Consider the following 16426-nt stretch of genomic DNA (forward strand, 5'->3'; position numbering starts at 1 on the left):
GTCGCGTGCACACGTCCGATGATCACGTGACGGGCCCGCCCGGGCGCCAGCCGCGGCCGACCAGGGCGGCTCGCGAGCGCTCGACCACGACGGCGGGTCCACCCAGGTGCCGCGCGGCGAAGCGCAGCACCAGCCATCCGCCGGCCGTCATGAGCGAGTAGCGATCGACGTCCCGGCCGAACTGGCCGGCCTCGGCGTGCTGCCACCCCTCGTACTCGACCGCGACGCGGTACCGCTCCCAGCCCAGATCGGCGTGCGCGACCACGCGGCCGGACCGGTCGAGGACGGGGACCTGCACCTGTGGTGCGGGCAGGTCGCTGGTCGCGAGCCAGTAGCGCAGGAGGCTCTCCGGACGGGACATCGACCCGCCGTCGAGCAACGCGGCGCACGTCCGGGCCGCCACCACCCCGCGGACACGGTCCGCGCGGACCAGCCGGCCGTCGAGTGCTGCGCGGGTCAGGGCGCCGGTCCGGAGCAGGGCGTCGCCGACCGCGACCAGCTCGGCGGCCGGGAGTCTCGGGGCGAGGTCGAGGAACGTCTGGGCGCCGGAGGTGACCCGCAGCCCGTCCAGCTCGGCGACGTCCTCGCTGCGCAGGTCCCTGACCGCCACGGCCAGACCGCGCCGTCGAGGCAGCACCGGCCGGGGTCGCAGTACGACCTGGACCTCAGGTGGAGGGTCAGTGTGTGCGCCGAGCAGGGCAGCGGCCGTCTCGAGGCCGAACGCGGCGTCGGGTGGGAGCAGCCGGGTCCACGCCCGGCAGCGGACGGCCAGCGACGACGGTTCCGCCCGGGACAGGTACAGGCCACGGGAGAGCTCCTCGCCGCCTTCCGCGATCTGGCGCCGCGTCGCTCCGCGCCGCCGGGCGTCCGTCCACGTCCAGCTCGACCCGAGGTCCAAGGGTTCCATGCGGCCACGCTCGGGCCGGCCGGCGCCGGTGCTGCGGGCGCGCCGTCAGCTGTGGACGGCGCTCCGGGCTGTGTACGGAGGCGCGTCAGGCCGTGATCATCCGATGCGTGCACGGGCGGACGGCGTGTCCCCGGCAGTGTCGTGCACACGTCCGATGATCAACTCGAGATGCTCCTCAGCCGTCCAGGCGGGCCAGCTGCTCGGGTGTCAGCCGCAGGTCCGCCGCGGCCGCGGAGTCCTGGATCGACGCCGGCCGCGACGCCCCGGGGATGGGCACCACGACGTCGGCCTGCGCCAGGTGCCAGGCCAGGGTCACCCGGTACACCGACACCCCCAGCTCCTGCGCGACCTCCGCGAAGGCCGGCGCGGCCGACCCCAGCGACCCGGCCGACGACACGCCGCCGAACGGGCTCCACGGCAGGAACGCCAGCCCGTGCCCGGCGCAGTGCGCGATCTCGCCGGCGGAGTGCCGCCACCCCGGCGAGAACTGGTTCTGCACGGCCACCAGCGCCGGTCCCACGATCGACCGGGCGACGTCGATCTGCGCGACGTCGGCGTTGGAGATGCCCACCATCTGCACCAGGCCGTCGTCGGCGAGCTGCCGCAGCGCGCCCATCGACTCCTCCCACGGCGTCGCGGGGTCCGGGCGGTGGAACTGGTAGAGCCCGATCGCGTCGACGCCCAGGCGCCGCAGCGAGGCCTCGCACGCCTGCCGCAGGTAGGCGGGGGACCCGTCGAGCTCCCAGTCGGTGCCGCGGCGGGTGTGCCCGCCCTTGGTCGCGACCAGCACGTCGCGCGCCCCGTCACCGTAAGAGGCCAGCGCCTCGGCCACGACCGACTCGTTGTGCCCGAACTCGGACTCGTCGAGGGCGTAGGCGTCGGCGGTGTCGACCAGCGTCACGCCCGCGTCGAGCGCGGCGTGCACGGTGGCGACGGCGTCCTCCCGGGAGGGGCGGTCGCTCCGGGTGGACAGGGGCATCGCCCCGAGCCCGATGGCGCTGACGGTCCGGTCTCCGATGTGTCGCTGCTGCACGGGACCGTCGTGCCCCGCGGGTAGCGTCGCCAAGCGTGACCAGCCTGTTCGACGAGCCGGTGGAGGCGGGCGGCGCCACCGTCGACCCGGGCGCCCCGCTGGCGGTGCGGATGCGGCCGCAATCGCTCGACGAGGTCGTCGGCCAGTCGCACCTGCTGGGCCCGCGCGCGCCGCTGCGCCGGCTGGTCGAGGCCGACGAGCCGATGTCGCTGGTGCTCTACGGCCCGCCCGGCACCGGCAAGACCACGCTCGCGCACGTCATCTCCCTGGCCACCAAGCGCCAGTTCGTGCAGCTGTCGGCGCTCGACGCCGGGGTCAAGGAGGTCCGCGCGGTCATCCAGGGCGCCAAGCGCGAGCTCACCTACGGCGGCCGGCGCACCGTGCTGTTCATCGACGAGGTGCACCGGTTCTCCAAGACCCAGCAGGACTCCCTGCTGTCCGCGGTCGAGGACCGCATCGTCAGCCTGATCGCGGCCACCACCGAGAACCCGTTCTTCTCCGTCGTCAGCCCGCTGCTCTCGCGCAGCCTGGTGCTGGCGCTGCAGCCGCTGTCCGACGACGACGTCCGCACGCTGCTGCACCGTGCCCTCACCAGCGAGCGCGGCCTCGACGGCGCGGTGACGCTGGCCGCCGACGCCGAGGAGCACCTGGTCCGCATCGCCGGCGGCGACGGGCGCAAGGCGCTCACGGCGCTGGAGTCCGGCGCCGGCGCCGCGCGGGCCGCGGGCGCGGGCGAGATCGACCTCGCCACTCTCGAGACCGCCGTCGCCCAGGCCGCCGTTCGCTACGACCGGCAGGGCGACGTCCACTACGACGTCGCCAGCGCCCTCATCAAGTCCATCCGCGGCAGCGACGTCGACGCCGCGCTGCACTACCTGGCGCGGATGGTCGTGGCGGGGGAGGACCCGCGCTTCATCGCCCGGCGCCTGGTCATCTCCGCCAGCGAGGACATCGGCATGGCCGACCCCACGGCCCTGCAGACGGCGGTCGCCGCGGCCGAGGCGGTGGCCTTCATCGGCATGCCCGAGGGCCACTTCCCACTGGCCCACGCCGTCGTGCACCTGGCCACCGCGCCGAAGTCCAACGCGGTCACCGTGGCCATCGGCGAGTCGGTGGCCGACGTGCGGGCGGGGCTCGGCGGGCCGGTGCCGCCGGGCCTGCGCGACGCGCACTACGGCGGGGCGAAGAAGCTCGGGCACGGGACGGGCTACGTCTACCCGCACGACGCGCCCGAGGGCATCGTGCCGCAGCAGTACCCGCCCGACGCGCTGGTCGGACGCGACTACTACCGGCCCACCGGCCGCGGCGCGGAGAGCGCCATCGGCGCGCGGCTGGTCAAGCTCCGGGCGATCCTCCGGCGCACCCGCTGACCGCCGGAGGCCGCGACTACTGTGGCCACGCCGGGCGTTGCCGACCACGCCGGCCGCCGACGCAACGAAGAGGAGACCCCGCGTGTCCGCAGGAGAGTGGGCCGGACTGATCGCCGCCCTGGCGCTGGTGCTGCTGGTGGTGCTGCTCGCCGTCCCGCTGCTGAAGCTCGGGCGCACCCTGGACGAGACGACGCTGACCATCCGCCAGGTGCGGGAGCAGAGCCGGCCGATCCTCGGCCAGGCCCAGACGACGATCGCCCAGGTGAACAGCAACCTCGAGCGGGTCGACGACATCACCGGCAACGCGGCCAACGTGTCGAGCAACGTCGCCGCGCTGACCAGCGTGGTGGCCGCCACCGTCGGCAGCCCGCTGATCAAGGTCGCCGCGTTCAGCTACGGCGTGCGCAGCGCCGCCCGCAAGCGCCGCGAGGGCCAGGCGATCGCCGAGGCCGCCGCCCGCGACAAGGCCGCGCGCCGCGAGCGCCGTGCCGCCCGGCGGGCCGCCTGATGCGCCGGCTGTTCTGGCTGGCGATGGGCGTCACCATCGGCGCGCTCGTCGTCCGCAAGCTGTCCCGCGCCGCCGAGAGGATGACGCCCGCCGGGATCGGCGCCTCGATCGCCGAGGGCCTGCGCGACCTCGCCGACGCCATCGGCGACTTCGGCGCCGACGTGCGCGCCGCGGCCGCCGCGCGCGAGGAGGAACTGCGCGCCGGCACCGGCCTCGACGCGCCGCTGCCCGAGCGCGACCAGGCCCAGCTGCCCACGCTGCCCGCGCGTCGGGGCGCGCACGCCGCCGACCGCTGAGCAGCTCCCACCCCGCGGGGGCTCCCCCCGCCCCGAGGACCGAGTAGGCCATGCAGACCGCCGAGATCCGCCGCCGCTTCCTGCAGCACTTCGAGCAGCGCGGCCACACCGTCGTGCCCAGCGCCTCGCTGGTGTCGCCCGACCCCTCGCTGCTGTTCACCGTCGCCGGGATGGTGCCCTTCATCCCGTACCTCACCGGCCGCGAGCCGGCGCCGTTCCCGCGCGCGACCAGCGTGCAGAAGTGCGTGCGCACCCTCGACATCGAGGAGGTGGGGAAGACCACCCGCCACGGCACGTTCTTCCAGATGAACGGCAACTTCTCCTTCGGCGACTACTTCAAGGAGGGCGCGGTCCAGCACGCCTGGGACCTGGTCACCGGGCCGGTGGCCGAGGGCGGGCTGGGCTTCGACCCCGACCGCATCTGGGTGACGGTCTACCTCGACGACGACGAGGCCGCCGACGCCTGGAACCGCGTCGCGGGCCTGCCGCGGGACCGCATCCAGCGGCTGGGCAAGAAGGACAACTACTGGCACACCGGCGCCGACGGTCCCGGCGGCCCGTGCTCGGAGATCTACTACGACCGCGGTCCGGAGTTCGGCCCCGACGGCGGGCCCCTGGTGGACACCGCCGGCGACCGGTTCCTCGAGATCTGGAACCTCGTCTTCATGCAGTACGAGCTCACCGACGTCCGGAGCAAGGAGGACTTCCGGATCGTCGGCGAGCTGCCGAAGAAGAACATCGACACCGGCATGGGCCTGGAGCGGGTCGCCTACCTGCTGCAGGGCGTCGACAACATGTACGAGATCGACGAGGTGGCGCCGGTGCTGCGCCGCGGCGCCGAGCTCGCCGGCGTCACCTACGGCAAGGACCACGACACCGACGTCCGGCTGCGCGTCGTCGCCGACCACGTCCGCAGCGGGCTGATGCTCATCGGCGACGGCGTCACCCCCGGCAACGAGGGCCGCGGGTACATCCTGCGCCGGCTGCTGCGCCGCGCCGTCCGCTCGATGCGGCTGCTCGGCGTCGACGCCGCCACCCTGCCCGAGCTGCTGCCGGTCTCCCGCGACGCGATGGGCGCGAGCTACCCCGAGCTGGTCACCGACTTCGACCGCATCAGCGCCGTCGCCTACGCCGAGGAGGAGGCGTTCCGGCGCACCCTCACCTCCGGCACCGCGCTGTTCGACACCGCGGTGGCGCAGGCCAAGGCCGCCGGCACGCCGTCGCTGTCGGGGGAGCAGGCGTTCTCCCTGCACGACACCTACGGCTTCCCGATCGACGTCACCCTCGAGATGGCCGCCGAGCAGGGCGTGACCGTCGACGAGGCGGGCTTCCGCGCGCTCATGCAGCAGCAGCGCGACCGCGCCCGCGCCGACGCCCGCGCCAAGCGCACCGGCTCGGTCGACGTGCTGGCCTACCGGCGGCTGCTCGCCGAGCACGGCCCCACCGACTGGCGGGCCTACGACACGCTGCGCACCGACTCCCGGGTGCTCGGCGTGGTGAGCGAACTCGGTGAGGAGGACGCGCCGGCCGCCCCCGCCGGGCCGGGCGAGGTCACCCGCGTCGTCCTCGACCGCACGCCGTTCTACGCCGAGTCCGGCGGCCAGGTCGCCGACGCCGGCACGCTCACCTGGGACGGCGGCCGTGCCGAGGTGCTCGACGTGCAGCGTCCGGTCAAGGGCCTGGTCGTGCACCAGGTGCGGGTGCTCGAGGGTGCGCTGGCCGAGGGTGCCGGGCTCACCGCCGAGGTCGACCGCGAGTGGCGGCTGTCGGCCTGCCAGGCGCACTCGGGCACGCACGTGGTGCACGCCGCGCTGCGCCAGGTGCTCGGCCCCCAGGCGCTGCAGTCCGGGTCGTACAACCGCCCCGGCTACCTGCGGCTGGACTTCGCCTGGCAGGGCGCGCTGACCCTGCAGCAGCGGCACGACATCGAGGACGTCGCCAACGCCGCCGTCCGCGCCGACCACCGGGTGCGGGCGGAGTTCATGACCCTGCCCGAGGCCCAGGCCATCGGCGCGCTGGCGCTGTTCGGCGAGACCTACGGCGAGAAGGTCCGCGTCGTCGAGATCGGCGGGCCCTGGTCGCGCGAGCTCTGCGGTGGCACGCACGTCACCGGCAGCGCGCAGATCGGCACGCTGGCGCTGACCGGCGAGTCGTCGGTCGGGTCGGGCGCGCGCCGGGTCGAGGCGGTCGTCGGCCTCGAGGGCTTCCGCTACCTCGCCCGCGAGCGCGACCTCGTCCGCCAGCTCGGCGAGCTGCTGAAGTCGCCCACCGACGGCCTGGTCGACCGGGTCGGCGGCGTCCTGTCGCGGCTGCGCGACGCCGAGCGCGAGATCGCCGAGCTGCGCGCCGCGCAGAACAAGGCCGCCGCCGGTCAGCTGGCCGCCGACGCGCGGGACGTCGGCGGCATCGCCGTCGTCACCGCCGCGCCGGCCGGGCTCTCCGGCGGCGACCTGCGCACCCTGGCCCTCGACGTCCGCGGGCGGCTCGGCGAGCGCCCGGGTGTCGTCTTGCTCGCCTCCGAGGCCGGGGGCAAGGTGGCTCTCGTCGCCGCGCTCACCCCGGCCGCGCAGGAGCGCGGCCTGTCGGCCAACGACGTGCTGCGGGCGGCAGCGGCCCCGGTCGGGGGCCGCGGAGGCGGGAAGGCCGACGTCGCCCAGGGGGGCGGCACGGACCCGGGCGGCATCCCCGCCGCCCTCCAGGCCGGCGAACAGGCGGTCGCGACCGCCGCAGGGAGGTGACCGGAGTGCCCGAGCAGCGCCCCGACGAGACCGGCGACGTGGGCGAGCGGCGCGTGCAGGGCCGCCCGGCCGTGCCGCCGGCCCGTCCGCGCCAGACCCCGCCGCAGCCGGTGCACCACCGCACCGAGCAGATCGACCTGCGCGCCGGGTTCCCGCCGGTGCGCAACGAGACGACCGAGATCGACCTGTCGCAGGGACTGCCGGCCGGGCTGCCGCTGCCCCCGCGCCGCACCCGCCAGGGGCGCCGGCTCGGTCTCGACGTCGGCACGGTGCGCGTCGGCGTCGCACTGTCCGACCCCACCGGCACGCTCGCCAGCCCGCTGGAGACCGTCGAGCGCCGCCGGGACGGGTCCGACCTGGACCGGATCGCCGCGCTCGTGACCGAACACGAGGTGACAGAGGTGATCGTGGGGGAGCCGAGGCACCTGTCGGGTGCGTCGGGCGCCTCCGCCCGGGAAGCGCGTGCCTACTCTCGGTCACTCGCCGGGCGCATCGGCAGCGTGCCCGTGCACCTCGTCGACGAGAGGCTCTCCACCGTGACCGCGTCCAGCTCCCTGCGGGCGAACGGGCTCGACAGCCGCGCCCAGCGCCCGGTGATCGACCAGGCCGCCGCCGTGGTCATCCTCCAGGCGTATCTCGACTCCCAGCGGGGGCGCTCATGACCGAGCTCGCGAGGTCATGGGTGGTCGCAGCACCGGCGGGCGCCGGTGCACCGAGCGCCAGCGAGGTGTGCCGGTGACCGGTCCGGTCCCGCCGTACGGGGGGCGGGGCCGGCACGCGGTGTCCGACGACGTCCCCGGCACGGGGAGCCCGGCCGGCGCCTGGTACGGCAACCGGCCGGTCGACGAGCCGCCGACGGCGCACCTCCCGGTGGGCCCGGCCCCGACCGGACCCGTGCTCAGCGGCCGGCACTCGGTACCCGGTGGCGGGCCCGACGACGTCCCCGGTGACGGCGTGCCCGGTCCCGGCGGGCCCGGCGACGACGACCGCACCGGCCCGCTGCCCACCGGGCAGCCGGCGCCGCCCGCGGCCGGCCTGCCGCCGCGCCCGAAGAGCGCCTGGTCGCGGATGGCCGGGCAGGGCGCCGCCGACCCCGACGCCACCGTGGCCGCCTACGGCACGGACCCGTCCGCCGAGGACCACCCCCCGTACGACCCGCACGAGGACGACGAGGCCACCGGCGGCCTCGACGTCCTCGGTGCCGGTGGCCGGGACGGCGGCCGCCGGGGTCGCCGCGGCCGGCGCGCCGCCGCCGCGCCCGAGCACCCCGAGCCCGAGCTCCACGAGGACGCCTACGACGTCCACTCCGACGACCACACCGACGAGCACCCCGTGCTCGGCGGGGGCCGGCGCAGCGGCTCCGGCAAGCGCCGCCGCGGGCCGCTGGCCAACGTGCTCGCCCTGCTGGTGCTGGCCGGGCTCGTCGCCGGCATCGTGTTCGGCGGCCGGGCGCTGATCGGCCTGGTCAACCCCCAGGCCGAGGACTACGCCGGCACCGGCACCGGCACCGTCGAGGTCCGCGTCGGCGAGGGCGACACCCTCAGCGACATCGCCGGCACGCTCGTCGACGCCGGCGTCATCGCCTCCAGCGAGCCGTTCCTCGACGCCGCGGAGACCCAGCCCGCCGCCATGGGCATCCAGCCCGGCGTCTACAGCCTGCGCGAGCAGATGAGCGGTGCCGCCGCCCTCGACCTGCTGCTCGACCCGGCCACCCGGCAGGTCTCGCGGGTCACCGTGCCCGAGGGCTTCACCGTCGAGGCCACCCTGCAGCGGATAGCCGAGACCACCGGGCTGCCGATCGAGGACCTCCGGGCCGCCGCGGCCGACCCCGCCGCCTTGGGCCTGCCGGCCTACGCCAACGGGCAGCTCGAGGGCTTCCTGTTCCCGGCCACCTACGACGTCGAGCCCGACGCCACCGCCGCCGACGTGCTGTCGGCGATGGTCAGCCGGTTCACCGAGACGGCCGCCGACCTGCAGCTCGAGCAGCGCGCCGCGGCCGCCGGCCGCTCGGTGTACGACGTGGTGGTCGTCGCCTCGATGGTGCAGTCGGAGACCCTGCTCGACGAGGAGCGCCCGAACGTCGCGCAGGTGGTCTACAACCGGCTGGCGCAGGGGATCGCGCTGGGCATCGACGCCACCCTCGCCTACGGCCTGCAGAAGAACGGCAACGAGCTCACCGTCACCGACCTGCAGACCGACAGCCCGTACAACACCCGCACCCGGGCGGGTCTGCCGCCCACGCCGATCAGCGCGCCGGGTGAGGCCTCGCTGGAGGCGGCGCTCGCCCCGAGCACCGGTGACCTCCTGTACTACGTCCTGGAGTCGCAGGACGGCCGGCACTTCTTCACCGCCAGCTACGACGAGTTCGTGGCCGCCCGGCAGCGCTGCGCCGACGCCGGCCTCGGGTGCGGTGGCTGACCGGCCGGTGCCCGCCGCTGGTCCCGCCGGCCGGGCGGCCGTCCTCGGCCGCCCGGTCGGGCACTCGCTGTCGCCGCTGCTGCACCGCGCGGCCTACGCCGCGCTCGGCCTGACCGGGTGGACCTACGACGCGCTCGACCTCGGCCCCGAGGACCTGCCGGTCCTGCTCGCCGGGCTGGGGCCGGAGTGGCGCGGCTTCTCGGTGACCATGCCGAACAAGCAGGCCGCCGTCGCCGCCGCCGACGACGTCGAGCCGCTGCCGCGGCTGCTCGGCGCGGCCAACACCCTCGTGCACACCGGGTCGGGCTGGCGGGCGGAGAACACCGATGTCCACGGGGTCGGGATGGCCCTGCAGGTCGGCGGCGTCGAGCGGGTCGCGCACGCGGCGGTCGTCGGCGGCGGGGGGACGGCGGCCGCCGCGGCCGTGGCGCTGGCCGAGCTCGGCGCCGAGTCGGTCGACGTCCTCGTCCGCGAGCCGTCCCGGGCCGCCGACGTCGAACGGGTGCTCGGCGCGCTCGGCGTCGAGGCCGTCGTCCGGCGGATCGCGGCCGGCCCGGTCGAGGCGCCGGTGGTCGTCAGCACCGTGCCCATCGGCGCGCACCGCGACCTCGCCGGCCTGCAGTGGCGCGGTGGGCAGACGCTGCTCGACGTCCTCTACGCGCCGTGGCCCACGCCGCTCGCGGCGCAGGCGGAGGCGGCCGGCGCCACCGTCGTCGGCGGCCTCGAGGTGCTGTTCTGGCAGGCCACCGTCCAGGTGGAGCTGATGACCGGGCGGCCCGCGCCGCTGGGCGCCATGCGCGCCGCCCTGGACGCCCGCTGACCGGAGTGGACGACGTCCTCCCGCGCGGGCCGCTGCTCGCGCTGGCGCTGCTGACCGCTGCCGTCGCCGGCCCTCTGCTGGCCCGCACCGCCGTCCGGCTGGCCACCCGCGACCCCGTCGCCCGTGCCGCGCCGGCCCGCACGGCCGCCTCGGCCGGCGTGCTGGGCGGACTGCTGTGCGGCGCGGTGCTGCTCACCGGCGCCCGCCCGGCCGGGCTCGCCTACGCCTGGGCGGCCGGTGCCGCCGTCGTCCTCGCGCAGGTCGACCTGACCGTCCACCGGCTGCCCGACCGGGTGACCTACCCGGCCACCGCCGTGGGGGCGGTCGCGCTGCTGGCGGACGCGGTGCTGATGGGCACCTGGCCGGCGCTGCTGCGCGCGCTGCTCGCCGCCGCCCTGGCCGGGGGCATCGCGCTGGCCGCCGCGCTGGCCGGGCCGTCGGGCCTGGGCCTCGGCGACGTCAAGCTGCTCGCGCTGCTCGGCCTGCTGCTCGGCTGGGCCGGGTGGGGGGTGCTGCTGGCCGGCGTGTTCCTCGGCCTGCTCGCCGGTGCCACGGTCTCGCTGGTGCTGGTGGCCACGCGGCGGGCCGGGTGGCGCACGCCGGTGCCGTTCGGCCCGCCGCTGCTGCTCGGCGCCGCCCTCGCCCTGCTCGTGGAGGGCCCGCTGGGCTGAGCCGCCCCCCGCGCGGGGATCAGGGTCCCTGATCGTCGGGCGTCCTCCCGCACGTCCCACCGTGAGGGAGGACGCCGCACGATCAGGGACCCTGATCGTGGCGCACGCCGCCGCGCATCACGCCCCGGATGGGTCGCGGGCCCCCGGCTGGCAGAATCCGGGGCATGTTGCGCTGGCTGACCGCCGGTGAGTCGCACGGCCAGCAGCTCACCGCCATCCTCGAGGGCCTGCCCGCCGGCGTGCGGGTGCAGACCGCCGACCTCGACGCCGACCTCGCCCGCCGCCGGCTCGGCCACGGCCGCGGCGCGCGGATGTCCTTCGAGCAGGACGTCGTCACCCTCACCGGCGGGGTCCGGCACGGGCTGACCATGGGCGGCCCGATCGCGGTGCAGGTCGGCAACACCGAGTGGCCGAAGTGGACGACGGTCATGTCGGCCGACCCGGTCGACCCCGAGGTGCTCGCCGGGCAGGCGCGCAACGCCCCGCTGACCCGCCCGCGGCCCGGGCACGCCGACCTCGCCGGCATGCAGAAGTACGGCTTCGACGACGCCCGGCCGGTGCTCGAGCGGGCCAGCGCCCGCGAGACCGCTGCCCGCGTGGCGCTCGGCGCGATCGCGCGGGCCTTCCTCCGCCAGACCCTCGGCGTGGAGGTGGTCAGCCACGTCGTCGGCATCGGCCCGGTCACCGTCCCCGACGGCGTGCTGCCCGGCCCGCAGGACAACCCGCGCATCGACGAGGACCCGGTCCGCTGCGCCGACCCCGCCACCAGCGCGGTCATGGTCGCCGAGGTCGACGACGCGCGGAAGAACGGCGACACTCTCGGCGGCGTCGTCGAGGTCGTCGTCCACGGGCTGCCGCCGGGCCTGGGCAGCCACGTGCACTGGGACCGCCGGCTGGACTCCCGCCTGGCCGCCGCGCTCATGGGCGTCCAGTCGGTCAAGGCGGTCGAGGTCGGCGACGGCCTGGAGACCGCCCGCCGTCGCGGCTCGGTCGCCCACGACGAGATCGTCAGCGACGACGGCCGGCTGCGGCGGGTCACCGACCGCGCCGGCGGCATCGAGGGCGGCATGACCAACGGCGAGGTGCTGCGGGTGCGCGCCGCGATGAAGCCGATCTCCACCGTGCCGCGGGCGCTGGCCACCGTCGACGTCGCCACCGGGGACGCCGCCGTGGCCATCAACCAGCGCAGCGACGCCTGCGCGGTGCCGCGCGGCTCGGTGGTGATGGAGGCGATGGTCGCCCTGGTGCTCGCCGACGCCGCGCTGGAGAAGTTCGGCGGCGACTCGGTGAGCGAGACCGCCCGCAACGCGCGGGCCTACCTCGACGCGCTCCCGTACCGGTGACCGCACCCGCCCTGGTCCTGGTCGGCCCGCCGGCGTCGGGCAAGACGACCGTCGGGACGGCGGTGGCGGCCGCGCTCGGCCTGGCCTTCCGCGACACCGACGCCGACGTCGAGGCCGCGGCCGGCGCGCCCGTCGCCGACCTGTTCGTCACCCACGGCGAGGCGCACTTCCGGGCGCTGGAGGAGCAGGCGGTGGCCCGCGCACTCGGGGAGCACGACGGTGTCCTCGCTCTCGGCGGCGGCGCGGTGCTCAGCCCGGCCAGCCGCGCGCTGCTGGTCGATTACGGCCGCGCCGGCGGCACCGTCGTGCACCTCGACGTCGACGTCCCCTCGGCTGCCCGGCGCGCCGGGCTGTCCCGCGACCGCCCGCTGCTGGCGGTCAACCCGCGGGCGGTGCTGCGCACCCTGCTCGAGCAGCGCGCCCCGCTCTACGCCGAGGTGGCCACCGACGTCGTCCCCACCAGCGACCGCACCCCGGACGACGTCGTCGCCGACGTGCTGGCCGCGCTGCCCGCGGGAGCCGGCCGGTGAGGCGGGTGACCGTCGCCGGGGAGCGGCCCTACGAGGTGGTCATCGGCCCCGGTGCGCAGGCCGAGCTCGGCGTGTTGCTGGCCGGCACGCCGAAGGCCGCCGTCGTGCACGCCCCGCCGCTGGCCGCGCTGGCCGGCGCCGCGGTCGAGACGCTGCAGACCGCCGGGGTGGCCGCCGAGGCCGTCGTCGTCCCCGACGGGGAGGCGGCCAAGACCGCCGCGGTCGCCGCAGCCGCGTGGGAGGAGTTCGGCCGGCTGGGGCTGACCCGCTCCGACGCCGTGGTCGGGGTCGGCGGGGGAGCGGTCACCGACCTGGCCGGCTTCCTCGCCGCCACCTGGGTGCGCGGCGTGCGCGTCGTGCACCTGCCGACCAGCGTGCTCGGCATGGTCGACGCCGCGGTCGGCGGCAAGACCGGCATCAACACCGGCGCGGGCAAGAACCTGGTCGGCGCCTTCCACCCGCCCGCGGGCGTGCTCGCCGACACCGACGTCCTCGCCGGGCTGCCCGAGGCGGAGTTCCGTGCCGGCCTGGCCGAGGTGGTCAAGTGCGGGTTCATCGCCGACGCGGCGATCCTCGACCTGCTCGAGGCCGACCCGACCGGCCGCCGCGACACCGCGGAGCTCGTCGAGCGCAGCGTGGCGGTGAAGGCCGAGGCGGTCGCCCAGGACCTGTTCGACACCGGCGTCCGGGAGTTCCTGAACTACGGCCACACCCTCGGTCACGCCGTCGAGCGGGTCGAGGACTTCGCCTGGCGGCACGGCGAGGCGGTTGCCGTCGGGCTGGTCTTCGCCGCCGAGCTCGGCGTGCAGGCCGGGCGCCTCAGCCGCGCGGAGGCCGACCGGCACCGGGAGCTGCTCACCGCCATGGGCCTGCCCACCCGCTACCGCGGCGACTGGGCGGCGCTGCAGGCGGTGATGCGGGTGGACAAGAAGGCCCGCGGGGCGACGCTGCGCTTCGTCGTCCTCGACGGGATCGGCAACCCGGGGATCCTCACCGACCCCGATCCGGCGTGGCTGGACGCGGCGTGGGCCGCAGTTGTGGAGGACGCGTGACGGTCCAGGTCCTGAACGGCCCCAACCTCGGCCGGCTCGGCACCCGCGAGCCCGAGGTCTACGGGACGACGACGTACGCGCAGCTCGTCGAGCTGCTCGAGAAGGCCGGGCACGAGCTCGGGATGGAGGTGCGGGTCCGGCAGACCGACGACGAGGCCGAGATGCTGCGCTGGGTCCACGAGGCCACCGACGCCGGGGACCCGGTCGTGGTCAACCCGGCGGCGTGGTCGCACACCTCGGTCGCGCTGCACGACGCGCTCGCTGCGCTCGGTGCGCCGCTCGTGGAGGTCCACATCAGCAACATCCACAAGCGCGAGCCCTTCCGGCACCACTCCCACGTCTCCGCGGTGGCCGACGGCGTCATCGCGGGGCTCGGCATCGAGGGCTACGTGCTGGCGCTGCAGTGGCTCTCGCTGCGGGGCGCGAAGTGACCCGGGAGGCCGGGCGCCGCGACCGGCTGCGGGTGGCGGCGGCCGAGCAGGGTCTGGACGCCGTCCTGGTCACCAACCTGCTCAACGTCCGCTACCTGACCGGGTTCACCGGCTCCAACGGCGCGCTGCTGCTGCGCACCGACGGCAGCTCGTCCGGGGACGGGGACCTGTTCGGCACCGACGGCCGCTACACCACCCAGGCCGGCGCCCAGGTGCCCGACGTCGAGCTGCTGGTCGACCGCGGGACCGTGCCGGCGCTGGCGCAGGAGGCGGTGCGGCGGGGTGCGGGGCGGATCGGCTACGAGAGCCACGAGGTCACCGTCGACGGGCACGCCCAGCTGCTGCGGGTGCTCACCGACGCCGCCGACGGCGGCACGGTGCCCGAGCTGGTGTCGGTGCGCCGGGCGGTGGAGGCGCTGCGCGCGGTCAAGGACGACGACGAGGTCGACGCCCTGCGGCGGGCCTGCGCGGTGGCCGACCAGGCGCTGGCCGAGCTGGCCGCCGAGGGCGCGCTGCGGCCCGGGCGCACCGAGCTGGAGGTCGGCCGCGAGCTCGACGCGCGGATGCTGACCCTGGGTGCGGAGGCGCCGTCGTTCGAGACGATCGTGGCCGCGGGCGCCAACTCCGCCGTCCCGCACCACCGGCCCGACCGCACGGTGCTGCGCGAGGGCGACCTCCTCAAGCTCGACTTCGGCGCGACCGTCGACGGCTACCACTCCGACATGACCCGCACGGTCGTCCTCGGGCACGCCGCCGACTGGCAGCGGGAGGTCTACGAGCTGGTGGCCGCGGCGCAGACGGCCGGGCGGGCGGCGCTGGCCGTCGGCGCCGACGTCGTCGCCGTGGACGCCGCCTCCCGCGACGTCGTGGCCGCCGCCGGGCACGCCGAGCACTTCACCCACGGCCTCGGGCACGGCGTGGGCCTCGAGATCCACGAGGCGCCGTCCATCGGCCCGTCCGGCGCGGGTAGGCTGGCCGCCGGCATGGCCGTCACCGTGGAGCCCGGGGTCTACCTCCCCGGCCACGGCGGTGTCCGGATCGAGGACACGCTCGTCGTCACGGCGGACGCGCCCGAGTTGTTGACCCTCACGAGCAAGGAACTGCTGGTCCTCTAGATGGCTACCACCAACGACCTCAAGAACGGCATGGTCCTCAACCTCGACGGCCAGCTGTGGTCCGTGACGGAGTTCCAGCACGTCAAGCCCGGCAAGGGCGGCGCGTTCGTGCGGACGACGCTGAAGAACGTGCTCTCGGGCAAGGTCGTGGACAAGACCTTCAACGCCGGCACCAAGGTCGAGACCGCCACGGTCGACAAGCGGAACATGACCTACCTGTACAAGGACGGCACCGACTTCGTCTTCATGGACGGGGAGACCTTCGACCAGATCCACGTGCCGGCCGAGACCGTCGGCGGCGGGGCGGACTACCTGCTGGAGAACACCGAGGCCGTCGTCGCCGTCCACGAGGGCACCCCGCTCTACGTCGAGCTGCCGGTGACCCTCGAGCTCGTCGTCGAGCACACCGACCCGGGCCTGCAGGGCGACCGCTCCACCGGCGGCACGAAGCCGGCCACCCTGGAGACCGGCGCGCAGATCCAGGTGCCGCTGTTCGTCAACACCGGCGACCGGCTCAAGGTCGACACCCGCGACGGCCGCTACCTCGGCCGGGCCAACTGACCGCGCCGGCCGGCACCGCACCCCGGAGCCCCCGCATGGCCGCCCGCACCAAGGCGCGCAAGCGCGCCGTCGACGTCCTCTACGCGGCCGACCTGCGGGGCGCCGACGCGGTGGAGATGCTGCGGGAGCGCATCGCGCTCGCCGACCCGCCGGTGTCCGACCACACGGTCCGGCTGGTCGAGGGCGTCGCCGCGCACGCCCGGCGCATCGACGAGCTGATCGGGCAGCACGCGCGCGGGTGGTCGCTGGAGCGGCTGCCCGACGTCGACCGGGCGATCCTGCGGATGGCGGTGTTCGAGCTGCTGTGGGCCGACGACGTGCCCGACGCCGTCGTCATCGACGAGGCCGTGGAGCTCGCGCGGGCGCTGTCGACCGACGACTCGCCGGCCTACGTCAACGGCGTCCTCGGCGCCATCCTCGACACCGAGGTGCCCACCTCCTCGTCGTGAGGTGCGGCCTCAGGCGGCGCCGGCCACCCCGGCGGCGGCCAGCATCGCCGCCGCCCGCGCACCGGCGTCGCGCCGCTGCGCCCGGCGCAGCGCGGCCCGGCGGCTGATGGCCAGCAGGGTCTCGCGGTCGGGCATCGGGACGGGCGGGACGGGGGTCACGGGTGCTCCTCGGGGGTGCGCGTGG

Annotated in this window: 18 protein-coding genes; 15 read left to right on the top strand and 3 right to left on the bottom strand. The window is 76.0% G+C overall.

Going from position 1 to position 16426, the window contains the following annotated elements; translation table 11 throughout:
* Positions 1–22 precede the first annotated feature (22 nt).
* Entirely contained in the window at positions 23–907 is an 885-nt protein-coding gene (locus ACI79V_RS08185) for an endonuclease domain-containing protein (RefSeq protein ID WP_456888208.1), read from the bottom strand.
* A gap of 175 nt (positions 908–1082) precedes the next feature.
* Entirely contained in the window at positions 1083–1940 is an 858-nt protein-coding gene (locus tag ACI79V_RS08190) for an aldo/keto reductase (protein WP_456888210.1), read from the bottom strand.
* A gap of 35 nt (positions 1941–1975) precedes the next feature.
* Here ACI79V_RS08190 and ACI79V_RS08195 point away from each other — a divergent pair, with 35 nt between their 5' ends.
* From ACI79V_RS08195 to nusB, 15 genes are all read left to right on the top strand, one after another.
* Positions 1976–3310, top strand: coding sequence for a replication-associated recombination protein A (locus tag ACI79V_RS08195; RefSeq protein WP_456888211.1), 1335 nt, complete (start codon positions 1976–1978; stop codon positions 3308–3310).
* A gap of 82 nt (positions 3311–3392) precedes the next feature.
* Positions 3393–3818: a DUF948 domain-containing protein gene (locus ACI79V_RS08200; protein WP_456876895.1), complete on the top strand. Its 426-nt coding sequence runs from the start codon at positions 3393–3395 to the stop codon at positions 3816–3818.
* Positions 3818–4114, top strand: coding sequence for a hypothetical protein (locus tag ACI79V_RS08205; protein WP_456876896.1), 297 nt, complete (start codon positions 3818–3820; stop codon positions 4112–4114). The genes ACI79V_RS08200 and ACI79V_RS08205 overlap by 1 nt, the downstream gene beginning before the upstream one ends.
* Before the next feature lie 50 nt (positions 4115–4164).
* A complete protein-coding gene (gene alaS, locus ACI79V_RS08210; protein ID WP_456888213.1) occupies positions 4165–6852 on the top strand; it encodes an alanine--tRNA ligase in 2688 nt (895 codons plus the stop codon).
* 5 nt (positions 6853–6857) lie between these two features.
* Entirely contained in the window at positions 6858–7514 is a 657-nt protein-coding gene (gene ruvX / locus ACI79V_RS08215) for a Holliday junction resolvase RuvX (RefSeq protein WP_456888214.1), read from the top strand.
* A 73-nt stretch (positions 7515–7587) separates the two neighbouring features.
* Positions 7588–9270, top strand: a complete 1683-nt coding sequence (gene mltG, locus ACI79V_RS08220; RefSeq protein ID WP_456888216.1) for an endolytic transglycosylase MltG — start codon at positions 7588–7590, stop codon at positions 9268–9270.
* Positions 9263–10090: a shikimate dehydrogenase gene (locus tag ACI79V_RS08225; protein ID WP_456888218.1), complete on the top strand. Its 828-nt coding sequence runs from the start codon at positions 9263–9265 to the stop codon at positions 10088–10090. Before mltG ends, ACI79V_RS08225 begins: the two co-directional genes overlap by 8 nt.
* Positions 10091–10095: 5 nt before the next feature.
* Positions 10096–10761 carry a prepilin peptidase gene (locus tag ACI79V_RS08230; protein ID WP_456888221.1) on the top strand — a complete coding sequence of 222 codons (666 nt, stop codon included), beginning with the start codon at positions 10096–10098 and terminating at the stop codon, positions 10759–10761.
* Between the two features lie 164 nt (positions 10762–10925).
* Positions 10926–12104 (top strand): chorismate synthase, encoded by a 1179-nt coding sequence (gene aroC, locus ACI79V_RS08235; protein WP_456888223.1) that lies wholly within the window; start codon positions 10926–10928, stop codon positions 12102–12104.
* Positions 12101–12634 carry a shikimate kinase gene (locus ACI79V_RS08240; RefSeq protein ID WP_456888225.1) on the top strand — a complete coding sequence of 178 codons (534 nt, stop codon included), beginning with the start codon at positions 12101–12103 and terminating at the stop codon, positions 12632–12634. The genes aroC and ACI79V_RS08240 overlap by 4 nt, the downstream gene beginning before the upstream one ends.
* Positions 12631–13686: a 3-dehydroquinate synthase gene (gene aroB, locus ACI79V_RS08245; protein ID WP_456888227.1), complete on the top strand. Its 1056-nt coding sequence runs from the start codon at positions 12631–12633 to the stop codon at positions 13684–13686. The genes ACI79V_RS08240 and aroB overlap by 4 nt, the downstream gene beginning before the upstream one ends.
* Positions 13683–14117, top strand: a complete 435-nt coding sequence (aroQ, locus tag ACI79V_RS08250; RefSeq protein ID WP_456876583.1) for a type II 3-dehydroquinate dehydratase — start codon at positions 13683–13685, stop codon at positions 14115–14117. Before aroB ends, aroQ begins: the two co-directional genes overlap by 4 nt.
* Positions 14114–15232, top strand: coding sequence for a M24 family metallopeptidase (locus tag ACI79V_RS08255; protein ID WP_456888228.1), 1119 nt, complete (start codon positions 14114–14116; stop codon positions 15230–15232). Before aroQ ends, ACI79V_RS08255 begins: the two co-directional genes overlap by 4 nt.
* Complete coding sequence (gene efp / locus ACI79V_RS08260) at positions 15233–15793, top strand: elongation factor P (RefSeq protein WP_456876585.1); 561 nt, start codon at positions 15233–15235, stop codon at positions 15791–15793.
* Positions 15794–15828: 35 nt separating this feature from the next.
* Complete coding sequence (nusB, locus tag ACI79V_RS08265; protein ID WP_456876586.1) at positions 15829–16242, top strand: transcription antitermination factor NusB; 414 nt, start codon at positions 15829–15831, stop codon at positions 16240–16242.
* 9 nt (positions 16243–16251) lie between these two features.
* On the opposite strand, the gene ACI79V_RS08270 is transcribed toward nusB, so the two are convergent.
* Positions 16252–16401, bottom strand: coding sequence for a hypothetical protein (locus ACI79V_RS08270; protein ID WP_456876587.1), 150 nt, complete (start codon positions 16399–16401; stop codon positions 16252–16254).
* Positions 16402–16426 lie beyond the last annotated feature (25 nt).

This window comes from Geodermatophilus sp. SYSU D00700 (genome assembly GCF_054050255.1).